A 17,582-nucleotide genomic window follows, 5' to 3' on the forward strand; every position below is an offset into this window, starting at 1 on the left:
AGCTGCCAGGCGGAGGAAAGAGGCATAACGGAGTTATGTCGACTGACGACAACGCCGCAGATCGCCGCGCTGGCCCCGCGCAACAGGAAAGCGGGGATTAAAGACAGGCTCTGAGAACTCACGGCCTGGTCGCGGCGTTCGGCGTGCCATTCAGCCGAGGTGCCGCGCCCGCGCGAGCTGGACGTCCGCCGGACGCGGGCGATTCCGCTCCCGGCGACCGAGCCCCGGTCGCATCGCCGTCGACGGCACCGGCGGCCCGCTGGTCGGGCTCGGGGCCGAGGAGATCCTCGAAGAGCACGCGATAGTGCCGCATTGCGAGCCGTAGATCCTCGGTGGACGCCTCGCCCGCGACGCTGCGTTCCATCACGCGGTGCGCCTCGCGATAGTGATCAAGATTCTTGGCATGTTCGACGGAGAGGTCCGCCAGCTGCTGCCGGTAGTCCTCCGTCGGATAACCCCGCTCGGCCATCAGGCTCGTGACCAATCGATCCGCATCCATGACGGTCGGTCCGGGAAAGTCGACGAAACGGCCCTGTACCTCGGTCCAGCGGGTCGCATAGCGGTGTCGTACCTCGGCGGGCACCGGGTGGATTTCCAATCCGGCGTGTCGCCGTTCCCGATCGGTCAGCTCGCGCTCGACGGCACGATGATCATGGGATTCCGACAGTTCCCGCTCGTATTCGGGGCCGAATCGGCGACGAAGTCGATCTCGCCGGAGCTTTTCGCGGATCACGAATCCCACCATGACGGCGACCAGGATCGCGATGACGACGGCGGCGACGGTCAGCACGGTTGTCACACCGGCCTCCTAGGTATCGGGATGAAGGTCTCTCGACTCGCGGTCTGGTCCCCGAACCCGATCGCGCTGAAACGTCCTGCGAGATCGATTGGGCCGAACGGCGGGCCGGATGCCACCGATCGGCCCAGCCGGCGTCAGCTGCGCAGGCAGCGGGCCTGGACGACGGCGAAGACGCCGTAGGCGGCGAAGCCTGCGGCGACCGCGAGGAGCAGTGTCGCCCCGAACGGGCTGCTCGCCAGCGTGCGCAGGGCCGCATCCAGGCCGCCCGCCTGTTCCGGGTCACGAGTGAGTGCCGCGAGGCCGATGAGGAAGCCGACCACGCCTACCGCGACGCCCTTGGCGACGTGGCCGAGCGTTCCCACCCGTCGAACCCACCGGGCGCTGCCCTGAGGGAGTGGGCCGATGTCGAGTTCGGCAAGGAATCGGCGAGTGACGCCGTTGGCGACGGATGCCACGCCGACGGCCAGCACGATCGCCGCCAGCACGGCGACCAGGATCTGGCCGGCGGGCAGGGCGAGCAGTCCCTCGGTGAGTTCCTGCTGAGACTGGTCACCGGACTGGCCGCTGCCGAGCAGTGCCCGGATCGCCACGCCCGCCAACGCCAGTCCCGCCACGCCGCGACCCGCCGCGGCGATCCGGCGCCTGGTGCGCTCTGTCGAACCGGCCGCCCAGCGAAAGCCCGTCGCCGAGGACGACAGCTGCCAGAGACCGAAGGCGATCAGCCCGACGGCCAGCGCCCCGACCAGCACCCGACCGAAGGGCCCGGCCACGATGACCTGGACGGCGCCGTCCTGATCCGCCTGATCGTCATTGCCGCCGACTGCCACCTGGACCGCCAGCCAGGCGATCACCAGGTGCACGATCCCGTGACAGACCGAGCCGATCCGGCCGAAGAGCTGTAACGCCGTGTTGCGCCGAGCCCGATCCGCCGCCTTGGCAGGCGTGTTGGAGCCGATCATGGGTCCTCCTCCGTCAGCACGCTCTGTCGCGCCGTCACGGAGCGATTTACCCGAAAGAGTGCAAGATGACGCGCAGCGCGCCGCAGGCCCCGGCGGATTCGCCGCCAATTACCCCGTGTCTGGCCGGGGACCAGCCGCCCGCCAGGCACGAGCCCCCGTACGTGAACACGGTGCGTGACGCTCAGGGACGGGGGTCATCACATCGGCGGAGAAGCCAGCTGGCGGTGGCGATTTCTCACTCGACCGATGCAGTCTGGAAAGAGCGACGATGCAGTCCTGGTATCCAGCCGCGATTCCGTCAGGAGGCAGCGATGGCCGATCGCCACTCGCAGGCTCGATCCCGGTCCGCCGACGAACTCCGTCAAGACGCGGACCGGCTGAGCGGAGAGCGTGCCTACTGCGTCGCCGAGCGGCTCGGCCTGTGCCCTTCCCAGGTCCTCCAGGTGCTGCACGACCTGGGCTATCGCGGGTCTGCGGCGTCCACTGTCCTCGAGCCTCGAGTCGTCAACGAGGTCGAGAGCGTGCTCATCGCAACCCGAGATTGAGCGGGCGATGACGGGGTAATCGGCGAAGAATCGCGACCAGGTGACCTTGGCGACCGTGACAAGGCAGGTCGCGAGTGCCACCAGAAGGGGATCGCGATGTTCGGACATGCCTCGCAGGGAGTTCCGCAGCCTCGTCCCACCGCTGAAGGCGGCGGAGCAGGCCGAGGAGGTCGGTCCTCCCCGGATTCCGCCGAAGGCGGGGAGACGAGTTTTCCGACCGACGACGACGAGATTCAACGCGCCGACCTGCCCACCGTGTACCGAGGCCTCGACTGAGGTCCGACCGCGCGCGGTCCACGCGGCGGCTGTTCTCGAGTGCCGACCCGTTCTGCGGGTACCGGACTCCGGAGCGAGGTCGTCCGCCGACCTTCTTGCATCGGCCGCGTGCGGCACTCCGGAATGGCCGGACGGACCACGCGAGGAGCCGGGTGGCTCGAGGCGCAGGCCTGCTGTGCGGGACGCCGCCACACCGCTCGCAAGCGAATTCGCCCTGGGCGGGCGGGAGGCTCGTGGCAGAGAGACGTGTCCGAAGGGCTGATCCGGTGTCCCGGATCGATCGTTGCGCCAGCTGAGCGTCCGGTGCGGCCAGGAATCCTCCCGGGCTCCGGCGGGACGGCGCTGCGCCTCGGTCACGACGCTGGGTCGATCGCCTGACCGACGGCCGCGCAGGACGACCGAACCGCTCGCGTCGATCGTGGCCTCGCCCGCGCACGCGGCCTCGGCGACCGGCTGACCGGAACTCCCGGCCGCGCCCACCCCGCCACGGCAATCCCGACACGGCATGCCCCGACGGGCCGCAGCCGTGGGATTCCCGCCGCCAGCCTGCCCGTCCAACCGGGGATGCGGCAGTCGACCAGCACCGACGCAGACCGAGCATGAGTGACGAGGCCGCGCGACCCACGGCGTTCGGCCGGTCGAACACCGCAGCCGGTGCCGCCGAGGCGAGGTCAGTACGAGCGTTTCTCGGTCACGCGACCCGCATGCTCCGACGCCTGCCGAACGGAGACCGTCGTCATCGAACCGGTGGCCTCCATCGACTCCCGAGGGCCGCCGACGACGGTCGGCGAGACCACGGGAAGGCGGACCCCGAGCACCCTCGCGAGTTCGTCCTCCTTCGTCCACTGCTCCACCAGGTCGGGAACCAGGCGATGGGCGTCGGCGAGCCGCAGCAGGATGGCGTCCCGCAGACCCCAGGGGCAGATGTCGAGGCGGTCGCTGTCCAACAGCTCCATCGCCGTCTCGGCCACCACCGCTCCCGCCAGGATCTGCGCCGCACGTGACGACGAGACGCCGGGCAGGACGGCGCGATGCTTGGGGTCCAGCCGGGCGAGCGGCGGAATCCAGCGGCGCAGATCGGCACGCAGCAGCGGTCGCGGCTCCCGGTCGTGTCCCGCTCCCGCGGCGAGCCGGTTGAGCTGAGTGAGGATCTTGGACGCTCCGACGAACCGGGTCTGTCCCGTCAGCCTGCGGCGCGGGCCCCGCAAGGCACGTTCGAGCACCTCGCGGACATGGGCCGTCAGCAGTTCCGTCTGCGGCGCCGACGGCGAGTCGGCAAGGAACTCCCTGGTGAGCCGCGCCGCGCCCAGCGGCAGCGAGGCGGCGAGGCTCGGCTCCTCGTTCTCGCCGAGCGCCAGCTCCATCGTGCCGCCGCCGATGTCGATCAGCGTGAGCTGTTCGCAGGACCAGCCGAACCATCGATGGGCGGCGAAGTACGACAGCCGCGCCTCGTCCTCGGGACGCAGGAAGGCGAGTTCGACGCCGCTCAGTTCGCGGATCCGCCTGCTCGCCGCCTCCTGGTTCAGCGCGTCGCGCACGGCCGAGGTGGCATAGGCGAGCAGCGCGGTGACCCGGAGCTCGCGTGCCGCGAGCACACAGCGGCGCACCGCCTCGGCGACGCGATCCAGACCCTCGGGAAGGATCTCACCGTCCCGCGTGGTGGATTCGGCGAGGCGCGTGCTGACGCGGACGATCCTGGTCATCGCGGGCGGCACACCGGGGCTGCACTCGAGCATCTCCAACTTCGCCGCTACCGAGCCGACGTCGAGCACGGCGATCTTCATCGTGCCCCGGCAGCGGGGTCATAGGTCATCGTGGTCAACACACTCCTCCAGTTCGATTACCCAAGGTAGCCAATTATCGCCATATTCGCTACAGTGAGTAATTTTCACACGCGCGGCGTGCCGGTCCGGTGCAGTCGATCACCGTGAGTCTGCCCGGTCCGTCCGCACCCTGGACGGGCCTCCCATTCCGTTGACCGCCGAACTAACGATGGCCTGGTGCGGCCATCCCTCATTGACAGTGACGGATCGCACTCCTACGGTCGTAAGCGCTTTCTAACCCAAGGGCGGGTCTGCGCAGGAATCTCTCCGGCGTCGCCCGGCCTGCCAGCAGGGCCACGCGCGGGCGTGTGCCGACTAAGGGAGAATCGCGATGGCCGATGTGGCTTACAGGGGTGCTTCTCGGGTGTTCGCGGGAACGCCCCCGGTCAAGGCCGTGGACCAGCTCGACCTCGAGGTCGCCGACGGCGAGTTCCTCGTCCTGGTCGGCCCCTCCGGCTCCGGCAAGTCCACCGCCCTGCGCATGCTCGCCGGCCTGGAGGACATCGACGAAGGCGCCATCCAGATCGGCGGCCGCGACGTCACCCACACCCCACCCAAAGGCCGCGACATCGCCATGGTCTTCCAGTCCTACGCCCTCTACCCCCACATGACCGTCGCCGAGAACATGGGCTTCGCCCTCAAACTCCGCCGCATCCCCAAAGACCAGATCAAAGCCAAGGTCGACGAAGCCGCCCGCATGCTCGACCTCACCCCCTACCTCGACCGCAAACCCAAAGCCCTCTCCGGCGGACAACGCCAACGCGTCGCCATGGGACGCGCCATCGTCCGCGAACCCTCCGTCTTCCTCATGGACGAACCCCTCTCCAACCTCGACGCCAAACTCCGCGTCGAAACCCGCGCCAACATCGCCGCCCTCCAACAACGCCTCGACACCACCACCATCTACGTCACCCACGACCAGGTCGAAGCCATGACCATGGGCCACCGCGTCGCCGTCCTCAAAGACGGCCTCCTCCAACAATGCGACACCCCCCGCACCCTCTACGACGCCCCCGCCAACGCCTTCGTCGCCGGCTTCATGGGCTCCCCCGCCATGAACCTCAAAACCGCCACACTCCACCCCGACGGCGCCCACCTCGACGGCCTCACCATCCCCCTCACCACCACCACCCGCACCACCCTCGACACCGACACCGTCACCATCGGCATCCGCCCCGAAAACCTCCACCTCACCACCACCGAACCCGGCATCACCCTCACCGTCGACCTCGTCGAAGAACTCGGCGCCGACGCCTACGTCTACGGCACCACCACCGCCGACACCCCCGAACGCTTCATCGTCCGCGTCGACTCCCGCACCCCACCCACCATCGGACAACAAGTCACCGCCACCCTCACCACCCCCGACCACACCCACCTCTTCCACCCCACCACCGGACACCGCATCACCACCAAGTAACACCACACCGGCGACGACACGCGGGCACGACCAGGTCGTGGCTTGACCCATCCAGATGCGCCTGCTTACGCTTGCGAATGAAAAGCGCACCCCTGCCTGTCTGGGCTGGTGATCGGCGCAGGGTCGGCCACGGCAGGAGTCTCGATGTTCGATCAGCCATCGACCGGCATCGCAACTCTGGTCGATGTGGCGCGGGCGGCCGAGGTTTCCCTGGCCACCGCGTCGAGGGTGCTCAACGGCAGCCCGCGCAAGGTCAGGGAGGACCTGCGGGCGCGGGTGATGAAGGCGGCGGCGGCGCTGAACTACGCGCCGAACGCGCAGGCCCAGGCGATGGCCCGCGGCCACACGAACGTGGTCGGACTCGTGGTCCACGACATCGCCGACCCGTACTTCTCGTCGATCTCGGCGGGCGTGATGCGGCATGCCGAGGACAACGGCCTGATCGTCACGATGGCGAGCACGCTGCGCAGGCCGGAGCGCGAGGTGGAATACGTCGCCGCCCTGCGTGCCCAACGCGCGCAGGCTGTGGTGCTCGCGGGCAGCCGCGTGACCGATCAGGCGCTCCAGGATCGCCTCGGCGACGAGCTGGCACGCTTCCAGGCCGCAGGCGGTCGAGTCGCGATGATCAGCCAGCGACGCATCGAGGTCGACACGATCACGCTGGAGAACCACGCCGGGGCACGTGCGCTGGCTCGGGCCCTCTACGCAGGCGGCTATCGCAGGTTCGGCGTGCTCGGCGGGCCGGAGGAACTCGTCACCGCTCGCGATCGCCTGGCGGGATTCCGGGAAGGACTAGCCGATCACGGCGCCGAACTGCCCGACGAACTCGTGGTACACGGCGGCTTCACCCGCGACGGCGGTTATCACGCCCTTCGTGAGCTGCTGAGCCGACGAGACGACGTGGACTGTCTCTTCGCCGTCAACGACGTGATGGCGGTCGGGGCGATGGCGGCGCTGCGCGACCTCGGCCGCAGGCTCCCCGAGGACATGGCCGTGGCGGGCTTCGACGATATCGCCACGCTGCGCGACGTCACGCCTGCGCTGACGACGGTGCGGGTTCCGCTGGAGGAGCTGGGCGCCATGGCGGTGAGCCTGGTGCTCGATCCGGAACCCGCCGAGCCTCGCACTCGACGAGTCCGAGGCGAGGTCGTGATCCGGGCCAGCACGCCGAAGGCCGGTCCGGGCACCGACATCGAGGCGTGAGGCGCCTCGGCAGAGGACGACAGCCTGCTCACGATGGAACTCCGGCCGCACGGGCCCGGACTGCGCCGTCCAGGTCGCCTGAGGCCTTCCTGGTCTCCTTACGGGCGGCGGGTGAGGCCGGGCAGCCGGGGTCTCATCGGTTCTCGACGGACGGCGGCTGTCGGTCCACTGGCCGCAGAGCCCCCGAGGCGGTGATCCACGGGCCGCCGCGGAGCGGTCCAGTCGGCGGGGCGGAGCTCGAATGCCGCGCGATTCAGACACCGACTTCCTTCGATCGACCGCATAGGTCCACCGTCATGCCGACGGCCGGTGAACCAGCACTCCGCAGGCAGCGACGGCCACAGACGACGAAGGACTCGGTCGGCGCCACAGTCGCACGGTCTGCCTCCTCAGACCCCGACTCGACGCACGACGTCCCACCCGGTGCGAGTGGCACTCGACAGGCCGGATCGGCCGGGGCCACACCGTTCAGAGGCCGTTCGGGTCATTGCCCGCGTCCGCCGGACCGGCGATGCCGTCCTGCCTCGAACCCGGCGCCGCCGTTCAGGAGAACCGGAGTAGACGGACCGGGACGGCTACCGCTTACCCAGGTGGCGGTCGATCTCGGCCCATCGTCCGGAATGGACGGCAGTAACCGACATTGGGGCGCTACGGGACACCCTGTCCACACAAGAGTGACAAGAAACGCACGTATCGAGTGAGAGAGTGACGGAGCGGTCACCGAGGTCTTCTCCGTCCGGAGATCAGTCTGCCTCCGAAGATGTGCGCCGGGCGGCTTGCGCCGTTCGCCACGCGTCGGGCAATACCGCACGCACTCCACACGGTCGGCTCGAGAACCCGCCGAAGGCCGTCCGACCATCATTCACGGTGCCGGAGATCACCGAGTACAGCTCTCGCGAAGTGCCGCCGGGTCGACGCCGCCGCGCCGCCTCGTGCCGGGAGGTGCGGCCTCCCGGCACGGTTCCCCACGTCAGTTGTTCGCGGAGCTGAATCGCGGGAGGGACACCGCAGGCTTGGACTCCTCCACCTGTGCGGGCTCCTGCGCAGGCTTGGCGACCTCGAGGTTCAATGCGGACACGTCCAGCGGGATCTCGCCGCGTGCCGCCGCCCGTTCCTCGGCCACCCGCCTGACCTCGGCCTCTCTGGCCGCCGCAGCCGCCTCCAGCCGAGCCCGGTGCTGCTCCTTGGAACGCTGGGCTACCGCGCGAATCTGGTCGGTGACCTTCTTGCGCTCGACTCGCTCCTGCACCGGGTCCTCTGTCTCGACGCGGTGTGAGACCGGACGACCGTGCGTGATATAGGGAGCCAACAGTTCGCGCAGCGAAGTAGCGTTGCGTTCGGAGAGGTCGATTTCGTAGTTAACCCCGTCCAAGGCGAACTGCACCGTGTGCTGGGCAGGCTCTCCGTCGAGGTCGTCAACCAGTTCGACGCAGACACGCTCGGCCATGATCACCTAGTCTTTCCCGTGGTACCACGTAGCCGCCGCTTGCGACCTGCGGCGACGTCCCTGATTCTAACCTAATCGACGGGGGCGACCGAAACCGCCGCCGCCACGCTGAGCAGGGTGGAAGTATGCCGCCTCGGCGACCTATAGGCACACCCGCCCGGCGAGCGTGCGACGACCCCGATAGCGGGCTTACACAAGCGGTGAAGCGACATCAGCACCCGACCATGTTTATGATTGTCGCCAGTGGGATACCTTGACGCGCGCGGACCTCACGGTCAACGCATAGGCATCCGAATGACAGACGAACATTTAAGGAGTCCCCGTGGCGCAGAAGGTCACCGTCCAACTACTCGACGACATCGACGGCACCGTCGCCGAGCAGACGGTTAAGTTCGGACTTGACGGCATGGAGTTCGAGATCGACCTCTCGACCACCAACGCCGACAAACTCCGCGAGACTTTGACCCCGTTCATGGACAACGCTCGTCGTACCGGCGGCCGTAAGCGGCCGGGTCGCGGCCGAGTCGCGGGCGCGCCGTCCGGGCAGGCCGACCGGGAGCGCAACCAGGCTATTCGGGAGTGGGCCCGGACCCAGGGTCTCAAGGTCTCCGATCGCGGTCGCATCCCGGCGGAGGTCATCGAGGCATACGACAAGCAGAGCTGAACCAGATTCCAGCAGCGCCCGTCCCGGCACCAGTAGGACATCGCTCGGCCAGCACCAGTGCCGGGACGCGGGCGAGTAACAGGCGTCGCGCGCATCGAGTGACGATCAAACGGCTCCGCCGCATCACGCTGATCCGCTCGCCTGCGGGCAATGATCCGGCGCGGGTAGAGCAGTCGAGCGTTACTCCAAGACGAGTAGCCAAATGAGCGACAGGTAGGCACAGACAAAGCGGACGAGATAAGCCGATCTTCATTGCAGGCCGGTGTCCGCGAGTTCATAACCGGACTCGGTGACCGGTTCACCACCCCACGCGGACTTTGTGCTACATCACACAAGCCCGGTTTCGCGGCCCGCTCGATCGCTATCGGCTAGGCATTGCCTACCCACCGCGATCGGCGGCGGCGGGTGGTGATTGGGAAAATCCCGAGCCCGCCCGAGTGATCTCGTCGCGGCCGGGACCACCGGCAATACAGGGTGCAGGCCGCCGATCGGCTCCGGTTCGACGACAGGCCCATCCGTACCGGGTTCGCCGCCACGCCGGACATCTCTGGCGGCGTGCCGTCGCCGCGAGTGCCCGGCCGTTGGGTTCAGCCGCAGGAGACACGATCGCGGGCCCACGACCCGACGTCGATCGCGATCCCGCCTCGGCCGAGCGCCGGGCGCGCGGTGAGCACTGCGCCTTCGCAGGCGGTGAACATCGTGCCTTCGCAGGCGGTGAGCACTGCGCCTTGTGCAGGGGTCGAGCCCCACAGGGACCTGCCGCCCGGCCGCGAAGCGCCTGCAAGACGCCTCGGGAGACACCGGGCCCGTCAGCGCGCGCAGGCTCGCGGAACCCGGCGCGGGCACCGGGTTCCGCCGCCAGGACACCGACCGACGCACGCCGTGCTCGCACCGGGACGAGACGTGTTCCCCGCCCGCACGCACCGGGACGGCCGGGGATCACCGCCACACCGCGCACGACAGTCCGCAGCCGGGCCGCGCCGTCGTGCCGCAGGGATCACGGCCGCTGTGCCGAGGAGAGTCCTCGTCCCGGCGGGCCAACCGATTCGCGGACGATCAGTTCGGAAGACAGCCACACCAGCCCGTCCGGACCCGGCATGTCGTCCGCCCCGATGGCGAGCTTGCCCGCCCGCGCCGCCGCCTCGCGCAGCGGAAGCCGCACCGTGCTCAGCGCAGGCGCCGCGTCCAGCGCGACGGGCAGATCGTCGAAGCCCGCCACCGAGACGTCCTCCGGCACGCGCACGCCCTGCTCGCGCAACGCGGCCATCACGCCGAGGGCGGTGAGATCGTTGCCCGCCACCACCGCAGTGCAGTCCACGCCCCGCCGCACGAGTTCCATGCCTGCGGCGAAACCCGAGGCGCGCGAGAAGTCGCCGCGCAGAGCCGCCCCCGCCGCCGGGTCGAGCCCGGCGGCCAGCAGCGCATCGCGGTGCCCGGCCGCCCGCGCGCTGGTGGTGGTGTTGGCCTCCGGACCGGAGACGTAAGCGATCCTGCGGTGTCCCATCGCCAGCAGATGCCGGGTGAGTGTCCGCGCCCCTCCCCTGTTGTCGAACAGGATGCTGACCGCCTCGCTGTCCGGCGGGGCCTGCCGACCGCAGAAGACGACGCGGGCGCCGCGTTCGTGACACTGACGGATCAGCTGTGCGACGCGCTCGGCATGGTCGGGGTCCTCTCGGCCGCCGCCGGTGAGGACGATGGCCCTGGCCCGCTGTCGCAGCAGAAGCTGCATGTACTTCAGTTCGTCCTCCGGCGACCCTGCGGTGTTGCAGATCACCGCGAGCAGTTCGGCCCCGCCCGCCTCCCATTGGATCCCGCTGGAGAGAATTCCGAAGAAGGGGTCCGAGACGTCGTTGACGATCACGCCGAGCATGTCCGAACTGGCCGCGGCCAAGGCCCTGGCCGGACCGTTGACCACATAGTCGAGCTCGTGCAGTGCGGCGAGCACCCGAGCCTTCGTCCCCGGCGAGACCGGGTAGTTGCCGTTGAGCACACGAGAGACGGTGGCGGTGGAAACCCCGGCTCTCGCAGCGACATCGACCAACGTCGGCGCCACGCTCGACCTCCGATCACGAACAGTGCCCGCTCGTCCACGCGGTGCGCAGGCTATTGACAGCGCGTACTGGCGCGCTTAGTTTACGGTCACAGTAAGCGCTTTCTATAGCCTTTGTCTCGGTCCTTTTCGCCAAGGAGGCCCCGGGGCGTGGTGACGACGTGGACATGGAGCGGACCCTGTGACTCTGAAGCTGCCCACCTCGACCGGCGAGTTCCTCGACTACGTCCCCAGATCGACGGGCGCCCTGGACGCCAGAGGCCCGAGTCCGACGAGCCGGGTCCTCTACGCGGCCGCGCACGTCGTGGCCGACCCGCTCGCCGACAACACCCCCGGCAGGCCGGCTCGGCCCGACTGGGAGGCGACGATGGCCTTCCGCCGACACCTGTGGGCACACGGGCTCGGCGTCGCCGACGCGATGGACACCGCACAGCGCGGCATGGGGCTGGACTGGCCCACCGCCGCCGAACTGATCCGCCGCAGCGGCGCCGAGGCCAAGGAGCTGGGCGGGCTGCTGGCCTGCGGCGTCGGCACCGATCAGGTCCGTGAGGACACCACGAGCCTCGACGACGTCATCGCGGGCTATGTCGAGCAGGCAGCGGTCGTGCAGGACGCGGGCGCCACCGTGATCCTCATGGCGAGCAGGCGGCTGGCCGCCGTCGCCCGGGGGCCGGAGGACTACCACCGGGTCTACTCGACACTGTTAGAACAGCTCGACTCCCCCGCGATCCTGCACTGGCTCGGCCCGATGTTCGACCCCGCGCTCACCGGCTACTGGGGTTCGACGGACCTGGACCTGGCCACCGAGGTCTTCCTCGACGTGATCAAGGCGCACTCCGACAAGGTCGACGGCGTCAAGATGTCGCTGCTGGACGCCGATCGGGAGATCGGAGTTCGACGCAGGCTGCCCGACGGAGTCCGCTGCTATACCGGCGACGACTTCCACTACCCCGAACTGATCAAGGGCGACGACCAGGGACACAGCGACGCGCTGCTGGGCATCTTCGATGCGATCGCCCCGGCCGCCGCCGCCGCGCTGCGCAGGCTGGACGCAGGCGACGTCGAGTCCTACGACCAGATCATGGCGCCCACCGTGCCGTTGTCCCGGCACATCTTCGGCACGCCCACGTACTACTACAAGACGGGCATCGTGTTCCTCGCCTGGCTGGCGGGACATCAGGAGCACTTCCGCATGGTCGGTGGTCTGGAGAGCGCTCGGTCGGTCCCGCACCTCGCCCGGCTGTACGTGCTGGCCGACGAGGCCGGACTGCTGCCGGACGCGGAGCTGGCGGAACGTCGGATGCGGCAGTTCCTCGATCTGGCGGGAGTGCCGCAATGAGCGACCTGAGCCGACTGAGCCTCAACCAGGCGACCATCAAGTACGCCGGAATGGAACAGGCGGTCAGCGCCTGCCTGCGCGCGGAGATCCCGGGAATCGGGCTGTGGCGCGAGCCGGTCGCCGAGTACGGACTGCGCAAGACCGGCGCGCTGCTCCGGCAGGCGGGCCTGACGCCGACCTCGATGTGTCGGGGCGGATTCTTCACCTCGCCGGATTCCGACCAGCGGATCAAGGACCTCGCCGACAACCGGGCGGCGGTGGACGAGTGCGCCGAACTGGGCGTGCCAGAACTGGTGCTGGTCTCCGGCGGACTCCCCGAGGGCAGCCGGGACGTCGACGGGGCGCGGTCGCTGGTACTGGACTCGCTGGCCGAACTGGCTCCGTACGCCGGTGAGCGCGGGGTGCGGCTGGCGATCGAGCCGCTGCACCCGATGTTCTGCTCCGACCGCTGCGTCGTGGCGACACTGGCCCAGGCTCTCGACCTCGCGAGTCACTTCCCCGCCGAGCAGGTCGGCGTCGTCGTGGACACCTATCACATCTGGTGGGACCCGACCGTCTATCAGGCGATCGAGCGGGCCGCGGGTCGGATCTCGGCGTTCCAGGTGTGCGACTGGATCACGCCGCTGCCTGCGGGTGTGCTCCTCGGTCGCGGAATGATGGGCGACGGCTGCATCGAGCTGCGTCGGATGCGCAAGGCCGTCGACGAGGCGGGCTACGCCGGACCGATCGAGGTCGAGATCTTCAATCAGGAGATCTGGGATGCCGACGCCCTCGAGATCGCGGAGCTGACGGCGGCCAGGTACATCGAGCACGTGCTCTGATCCGCCGCCTGGCCGACGACGCCCGAAAAGGGGCGCACTGGGCGGGTCCGACGGCCGCCACCGTCGGACCCGCCGCAGGTTCCGCTGCACTTCGTCAACGCCCACGGTATGGAGCCGTGATCGGGCTCGACCGGGCCCGCGGCCCGAACGAGCCGAGCGCCGGACCCGTCTGACGTCCAGATCCTCCTCAGCGCCGACGCCGAGCCCCGGGCCGTCGAGGCGATCCGCATCCGCGTTGCGCTCCCCGTGGCCCCCGATCTGGCGGACCGCCGACGCAGCCGCCGCTGCACCCCTCGCGCGGCCTGGCCTCGGCCGCCACCGACCCGGTGCCCCGCCCGTCGGTGGTCCGGGCCGGGCTCAGCCGATCAGCTCGCGCAACACTCGCGCCGACGATCGCTCCCGCCGATGAGCGTCCAACACCCCGAACGGCACGTCATAGCCCGCCAGCCACTCATAGTTGTCGATCGGCGTCCACAGATACGCGCCCGTGAGATTCATGCCGCGCGCCCGTGCCGCACGCAGCTGTGTGTCGACGGCCCGCAGGTACTCCCCTCGCGCGGCGTCGTCGTTCCCGCCGTACCCGACTTCAGCCATTACCAGCTCCCGACCTGGCAGCGCGGTGTGCAGCCGATCCAGCACGATCCCCAGCCCGTCTGCCCAGGGCACGTACCCCAGTGGCCCCGGCGCCCGATCCGCGGGCCACGGCCGCAGCGATCCGTCCCCGGCGATCGCCGCACCGTAGTAGTAGGAGAATCCGATCTGATCAAATGCGGCAGCGGCAGGCAGCCAGGACCACAGCAACGCGTCGAACCGCGCCGTCGCCGCTACGGCCGCCGCGCTGTCGTCCGCAGGCCACAACGGCGCCAACGACTGGTTAGAGGTCACCGGCAGTCCGGTCGCCTCCCGCAACATCACCGCGGCCTGCGCATCGCATCGATGCATGACCTCCAGCGCCCGCGCGAACACCTCCAGGTCCCGCACCCCGGGCGGGAACGTCCCGTTCAGGTATGCCTTCATCGCGTAGGAGCCAGGATTGTTGATCGGCATCCAGCCGTCGACCTCGCCGCCGAAGTCCGCCGCGACCAGTTCGACCCACTCCCGCCACCGAGCCGCCGCGGTCGGCCCGGCGAACCCGCCCTCCTCGGCGAACCACCTCGGTATCGCCGAGTGCAACAGCGTCAACCACATCTGCAGACCCGCCTCCCGCCCCGCGGTCAGGACCCGCCGGACGTGCTCGACCTCCGCCCGGTCCACCCGACCCGGCTCCGGAACCACTCGAGCCCACGACACCGACGTCCGATACCGCGTCACCCCCAGTGACCGGATCAATCGCAGGTCCTCGCGGTACCGCTCCCGGAACCCGGTGCCCGCCCCGGACGCCGGGGCCTTCCCTGCCTCCTCCCACCGAGACCAGTCGTCCCGAGGCGAGGCCCCCTCATCCTGCACAGACGACGAGGCCGCACCCCACCACCAGCCACGATCGCCCGCGACCTGAGTCGTCTCGCCCACCGCCATACCTGTCGCCTCTCCCGTCACCATCCCCGCGACCACCGCCGCAGCACCACCTAGCACAGTCCGTCGCCGCACCGTCACATCGTGACATCGTGCGACGACACGTCCGGCGGCCCCGCCTGGCTCCTACGGTCGTCTGCGTCGTGCAGATCGTCTTCTGCTGCCAGGCGATCCCGTTGGCTCAGTGCTGGCCAACGGACCGTCGAGAGCGAGAGCACCGAGACGACGTCGTGTTGTCCTCCGTAGCCGATCGCCGCCGACAGAGCCTCAGCGGCTCGGCCCCGTGGCCACCGAACGATCCGATCCGGGTCGTGTCCCGAACGTCTTGGAGACGAGACGAAGGAGACGACGTGGTGAACGGCGCGGTGACGACTGGACAGGACTCCACGGCACGACGCATCCGCATGCTGGTCGAGCGGCTGATCGGCACCGTGCCCCCGCTGCGCATTCGCGCCTGGGACGGCAGTGAGACCGGCCCGACCGGGACTCCGGATCGATCTCCGCCGCGCGGGCGACGACCGACGGCGACATCGCCGCACCGGCCGTCGCCCCTACCCCCGACCAGGCCGAGGCCGCGCTGGAGCAGGACCAGTACGACAAGCTGGAGCTGGCCTGTCGGAAGCTGGGGCTCGCATATCCTGCACGCCGCGCGATGGCATGGCGTGCACGTGACCGGCGTGACGCTGTCTCTGTCACAGTTCGATCACGTCGGGGGACAGATCGTCGAACTGGGCATCACCGTTCGGGTGACTGTGCGGCCCCAGGACTACCGGGAGCTTGCTGATCAGCCCTACGATTCCGTCGCCAGCATCGAGATGGGTGAACACGTCGGCGAGGACCAATACCCCGTGTACGTCACCACGCTGCATCGCCTGCTGCGGCCCGGCGGCAGGCTGCTCCTCCGACAGATGAGCCGGGGCGCGAACGCGCCGGGAGGCGGTGCCTTCATCGAGTCCTACATCACGCCGGACATGCACATTCGCCCGTCGGGCAGCACGATCGGACTGTTGGAACGGGCCGGACTGGAAGTGCGCGACGTCGAGTCGCTGCGTAAGCACTACGTCACGACGGTCGACGCCTGGGCCAGGACCTTGGAGACGGACCGGGCTCGGGCGACGCGACTGATCGGGCCGCAGAGCTGCCGAGTCTGGCGGTTGTACCTCGCAGGCGACGGCCTCGCCTTCGCCGAGAACCAGATGGGTGTCGATCAGATCCTCGCGGTGCGGCCGACCCCCGCAGGGGACGGTCTGATGCCCGCCGATCGACGCGATCAGCTGGTGCCGAGCCTGGAACGGGGATTCGCCGCATGAGTCCGGAGGCGGTGGGCCCGCTGCTCCTCACGCTCGGGGTGAACGCGGCCGTCATCGCGGCGGTGATGCTCGGCGCCTTCCTGATCGGCCTGCGGCGCGGACGCCACGACGGCATCGACGTCGTCTGGGGCGCGGGCTTCGTCGTGATCGCACTGGTGACCTTCGCATCGTCGCGGGGGCACGGCGAGGAGCTGACCCGCGTTCTGTCGACCGTGCTCACCTCCGTCTGGGGTCTGCGACTGGCGACGCACATCGCGCGGCGCTCCCGAGGCGAGCCAGAGGACCGGCGCTACGTGGAGATCCGCGAACGCGCGGCGGGCGATCCGCGCCTGCATCTGCTGCGGGTGGTCTATCTGCCACAGGGTCTGGTGCTGTGGCTGGTCTCGACGCCGGTTCAGGTCGGGCAGTTCCTGGCCGATCCGATGACGCCGTTGCTGGTCGCGGGCGTGGTGCTGTGGCTGATCGGCTTCCTCTTCGAGACGGTCGGCGACCACCAGCTCACCCGCTTCCGATCAGACCCGGCCAACGCCCACCAGGTGCTGGACACCGGTCTGTGGCGGTACACCCGACATCCGAACTACTTCGGCGACGCCACCGTCTGGTGGGGACTGTTCCTCGTCGCCTGCCAGGGCTGGCCCGCGCTGCTGACCCTGCCCGCCCCGTTGCTGATGACCTTCCTCCTGGCCGGCGGGACCGGCAAGCCGCTGCTGGAGCGACAGCTTCGCCTGCGTCGTCCCGGCTACGCCCACTACGTCACCACCACGAGCGGCTTTCTGCCGCTGCCGCCGAAGAGAAAGCGAGTCGACAGGTGAACACCGGAGACCTGGTACCTGATTTCACGCTTCCCGACGAACAGGGCACGGCACGCTCCCTGACCGAGCTGCTCGCAGACGGCCCGGTGGTGCTCTTCTTCTACCCGGCGGCGATGTCGAGCGGCTGCACGACCGAGGCCTGTCACTTTCGCGATCTGGGGGCGGAGTTCCGCGAGGTGGGTGCGGTGCGGGTGGGAATCAGCGGCGACTCGGTGAGCAGGCAGCAGGAGTTCGCCGCGAAGCACACCTTCGACTATCCGCTGCTCTCCGATGCCGACGGCGACGTGGCGCGCCTCTTCGGGGTCCGCCGCCGGTTCGGTCCGATGGACATCAAGCGGCACACGTTCGTCATCGGCGTCGACCGGCGGGTGATCGCCGTGGTGAAGAGCGAGATCCGCATGTCGGTGCATGCCGACAAGGCGCTGGCGGCTCTGCGGGCTCACGCGCAGAGCGGGAGTGCACCCGAGGAGAGCTGATCCCCGCTGTCGGGTTCACGACGGGCCGTCGACGCCGCAGGTGCGGCGGCTTTCTGTCGTCCCTATACCGCCGCAGCCGCGTCGTCCCGGCGATTCGCCCGTCGCGAACCGGACAGGAGACCCCTC

16 protein-coding genes are annotated in these 17,582 nt (G+C 69.3%); 10 read left to right on the forward strand and 6 right to left on the reverse strand.

Annotated elements, in window-relative coordinates; translation table 11 throughout:
• Positions 1-118: 118 nt before the first annotated feature.
• Together UA75_RS24130 and UA75_RS24135 are read right to left on the reverse strand one after the other, a co-directional pair.
• Complete coding sequence (locus UA75_RS24130; RefSeq protein WP_198042844.1) at positions 119-799, reverse strand: hypothetical protein; 681 nt, start codon at positions 797-799, stop codon at positions 119-121.
• A gap of 134 nt (positions 800-933) precedes the next feature.
• Positions 934-1,758 carry a DUF1206 domain-containing protein gene (locus tag UA75_RS24135; protein ID WP_075742215.1) on the reverse strand — a complete coding sequence of 275 codons (825 nt, stop codon included), beginning with the start codon at positions 1,756-1,758 and terminating at the stop codon, positions 934-936.
• Between the two features lie 311 nt (positions 1,759-2,069).
• Between UA75_RS24135 and UA75_RS24140 the strand changes: the two genes are divergently transcribed.
• Together UA75_RS24140 and UA75_RS33410 are read left to right on the forward strand one after the other, a co-directional pair.
• The gene (locus tag UA75_RS24140; RefSeq protein WP_075742216.1) at positions 2,070-2,303 is read left to right on the forward strand and encodes a hypothetical protein; all 234 of its coding nucleotides are present in this window, start codon (positions 2,070-2,072) and stop codon (positions 2,301-2,303) included.
• Between the two features lie 96 nt (positions 2,304-2,399).
• The gene (locus UA75_RS33410; protein WP_157434408.1) at positions 2,400-2,579 is read left to right on the forward strand and encodes a hypothetical protein; all 180 of its coding nucleotides are present in this window, start codon (positions 2,400-2,402) and stop codon (positions 2,577-2,579) included.
• A gap of 671 nt (positions 2,580-3,250) precedes the next feature.
• On the opposite strand, the gene UA75_RS24145 is transcribed toward UA75_RS33410, so the two are convergent.
• The gene (locus tag UA75_RS24145) at positions 3,251-4,363 is read right to left on the reverse strand and encodes a Ppx/GppA phosphatase family protein (protein WP_075742217.1); all 1,113 of its coding nucleotides are present in this window, start codon (positions 4,361-4,363) and stop codon (positions 3,251-3,253) included.
• A 370-nt stretch (positions 4,364-4,733) separates the two neighbouring features.
• On the opposite strand from UA75_RS24145, the gene UA75_RS24150 reads away from it, so the two are divergent.
• Positions 4,734-5,822: an ABC transporter ATP-binding protein gene (locus tag UA75_RS24150; protein WP_075742218.1), complete on the forward strand. Its 1,089-nt coding sequence runs from the start codon at positions 4,734-4,736 to the stop codon at positions 5,820-5,822.
• A 144-nt stretch (positions 5,823-5,966) separates the two neighbouring features.
• On the forward strand, positions 5,967-7,025 hold the full coding sequence (locus UA75_RS24155; RefSeq protein WP_075744147.1) for a LacI family DNA-binding transcriptional regulator: 1,059 nt from the start codon (positions 5,967-5,969) through the stop codon (positions 7,023-7,025).
• Between the two features lie 970 nt (positions 7,026-7,995).
• Here UA75_RS24155 and UA75_RS24160 read toward each other — a convergent pair.
• Positions 7,996-8,472 (reverse strand): histone-like nucleoid-structuring protein Lsr2, encoded by a 477-nt coding sequence (locus tag UA75_RS24160; RefSeq protein WP_075744148.1) that lies wholly within the window; start codon positions 8,470-8,472, stop codon positions 7,996-7,998.
• A 322-nt stretch (positions 8,473-8,794) separates the two neighbouring features.
• On the opposite strand from UA75_RS24160, the gene UA75_RS24165 reads away from it, so the two are divergent.
• Positions 8,795-9,136 carry a histone-like nucleoid-structuring protein Lsr2 gene (locus UA75_RS24165; RefSeq protein ID WP_075742219.1) on the forward strand — a complete coding sequence of 114 codons (342 nt, stop codon included), beginning with the start codon at positions 8,795-8,797 and terminating at the stop codon, positions 9,134-9,136.
• A gap of 997 nt (positions 9,137-10,133) precedes the next feature.
• On the opposite strand, the gene UA75_RS24170 is transcribed toward UA75_RS24165, so the two are convergent.
• Positions 10,134-11,189, reverse strand: coding sequence for a LacI family DNA-binding transcriptional regulator (locus tag UA75_RS24170; RefSeq protein WP_075742220.1), 1,056 nt, complete (start codon positions 11,187-11,189; stop codon positions 10,134-10,136).
• Positions 11,190-11,367: 178 nt separating this feature from the next.
• Between UA75_RS24170 and UA75_RS24175 the strand changes: the two genes are divergently transcribed.
• Positions 11,368-12,525, forward strand: a complete 1,158-nt coding sequence (locus UA75_RS24175) for a dihydrodipicolinate synthase family protein (RefSeq protein WP_075742221.1) — start codon at positions 11,368-11,370, stop codon at positions 12,523-12,525.
• The gene (locus UA75_RS24180; RefSeq protein ID WP_075742222.1) at positions 12,522-13,346 is read left to right on the forward strand and encodes a sugar phosphate isomerase/epimerase family protein; all 825 of its coding nucleotides are present in this window, start codon (positions 12,522-12,524) and stop codon (positions 13,344-13,346) included. The genes UA75_RS24175 and UA75_RS24180 overlap by 4 nt, the downstream gene beginning before the upstream one ends.
• 357 nt (positions 13,347-13,703) lie before the next feature.
• Here UA75_RS24180 and UA75_RS24185 read toward each other — a convergent pair whose 3' ends face one another.
• Positions 13,704-14,933 carry a family 1 glycosylhydrolase gene (locus UA75_RS24185; protein ID WP_157434409.1) on the reverse strand — a complete coding sequence of 410 codons (1,230 nt, stop codon included), beginning with the start codon at positions 14,931-14,933 and terminating at the stop codon, positions 13,704-13,706.
• Between the two features lie 602 nt (positions 14,934-15,535).
• Here UA75_RS24185 and UA75_RS24190 point away from each other — a divergent pair.
• The 3 genes from UA75_RS24190 to UA75_RS24200 are packed head-to-tail and all read left to right on the forward strand — an operon-like array spanning position 15,536 to position 17,456.
• On the forward strand, positions 15,536-16,168 hold the full coding sequence (locus UA75_RS24190; RefSeq protein ID WP_404799949.1) for a class I SAM-dependent methyltransferase: 633 nt from the start codon (positions 15,536-15,538) through the stop codon (positions 16,166-16,168).
• Positions 16,165-16,980: a DUF1295 domain-containing protein gene (locus tag UA75_RS24195; protein ID WP_075742225.1), complete on the forward strand. Its 816-nt coding sequence runs from the start codon at positions 16,165-16,167 to the stop codon at positions 16,978-16,980. The genes UA75_RS24190 and UA75_RS24195 overlap by 4 nt, the downstream gene beginning before the upstream one ends.
• On the forward strand, positions 16,977-17,456 hold the full coding sequence (locus tag UA75_RS24200; RefSeq protein ID WP_075742226.1) for a peroxiredoxin: 480 nt from the start codon (positions 16,977-16,979) through the stop codon (positions 17,454-17,456). Before UA75_RS24195 ends, UA75_RS24200 begins: the two co-directional genes overlap by 4 nt.
• The last annotated feature ends 126 nt before the right edge of the window (positions 17,457-17,582 follow it).

Origin of the sequence: Actinoalloteichus sp. GBA129-24, from assembly GCF_001941645.1 — a bacterium.
GTDB classification, from domain to species: domain Bacteria; phylum Actinomycetota; class Actinomycetes; order Mycobacteriales; family Pseudonocardiaceae; genus Actinoalloteichus_A; species Actinoalloteichus_A fjordicus.

Excerpts from the sequence above, each read along its gene's own strand:
- UA75_RS24135 (WP_075742215.1), bottom strand. The coding sequence starts at position 1,758 with ATGATCGGCTCCAACACGCCTGCCAAGGCGGCGGATCGGGCTCGGCGC.
- UA75_RS24150 (WP_075742218.1), top strand. The coding sequence starts at position 4,734 with ATGGCCGATGTGGCTTACAGGGGTGCTTCTCGGGTGTTCGCGGGAACG.
- UA75_RS24160 (WP_075744148.1), bottom strand. The coding sequence starts at position 8,472 with ATGGCCGAGCGTGTCTGCGTCGAACTGGTTGACGACCTCGACGGAGAG.
- UA75_RS24155 (WP_075744147.1), top strand. The coding sequence starts at position 5,967 with ATGTTCGATCAGCCATCGACCGGCATCGCAACTCTGGTCGATGTGGCG.
- UA75_RS24180 (WP_075742222.1), top strand. The coding sequence starts at position 12,522 with ATGAGCGACCTGAGCCGACTGAGCCTCAACCAGGCGACCATCAAGTAC.
- UA75_RS24145 (WP_075742217.1), bottom strand. The coding sequence starts at position 4,363 with ATGAAGATCGCCGTGCTCGACGTCGGCTCGGTAGCGGCGAAGTTGGAG.
- UA75_RS24140 (WP_075742216.1), top strand. The coding sequence starts at position 2,070 with ATGGCCGATCGCCACTCGCAGGCTCGATCCCGGTCCGCCGACGAACTC.
- UA75_RS24195 (WP_075742225.1), top strand. The coding sequence starts at position 16,165 with ATGAGTCCGGAGGCGGTGGGCCCGCTGCTCCTCACGCTCGGGGTGAAC.
- UA75_RS33410 (WP_157434408.1), top strand. The coding sequence starts at position 2,400 with ATGTTCGGACATGCCTCGCAGGGAGTTCCGCAGCCTCGTCCCACCGCT.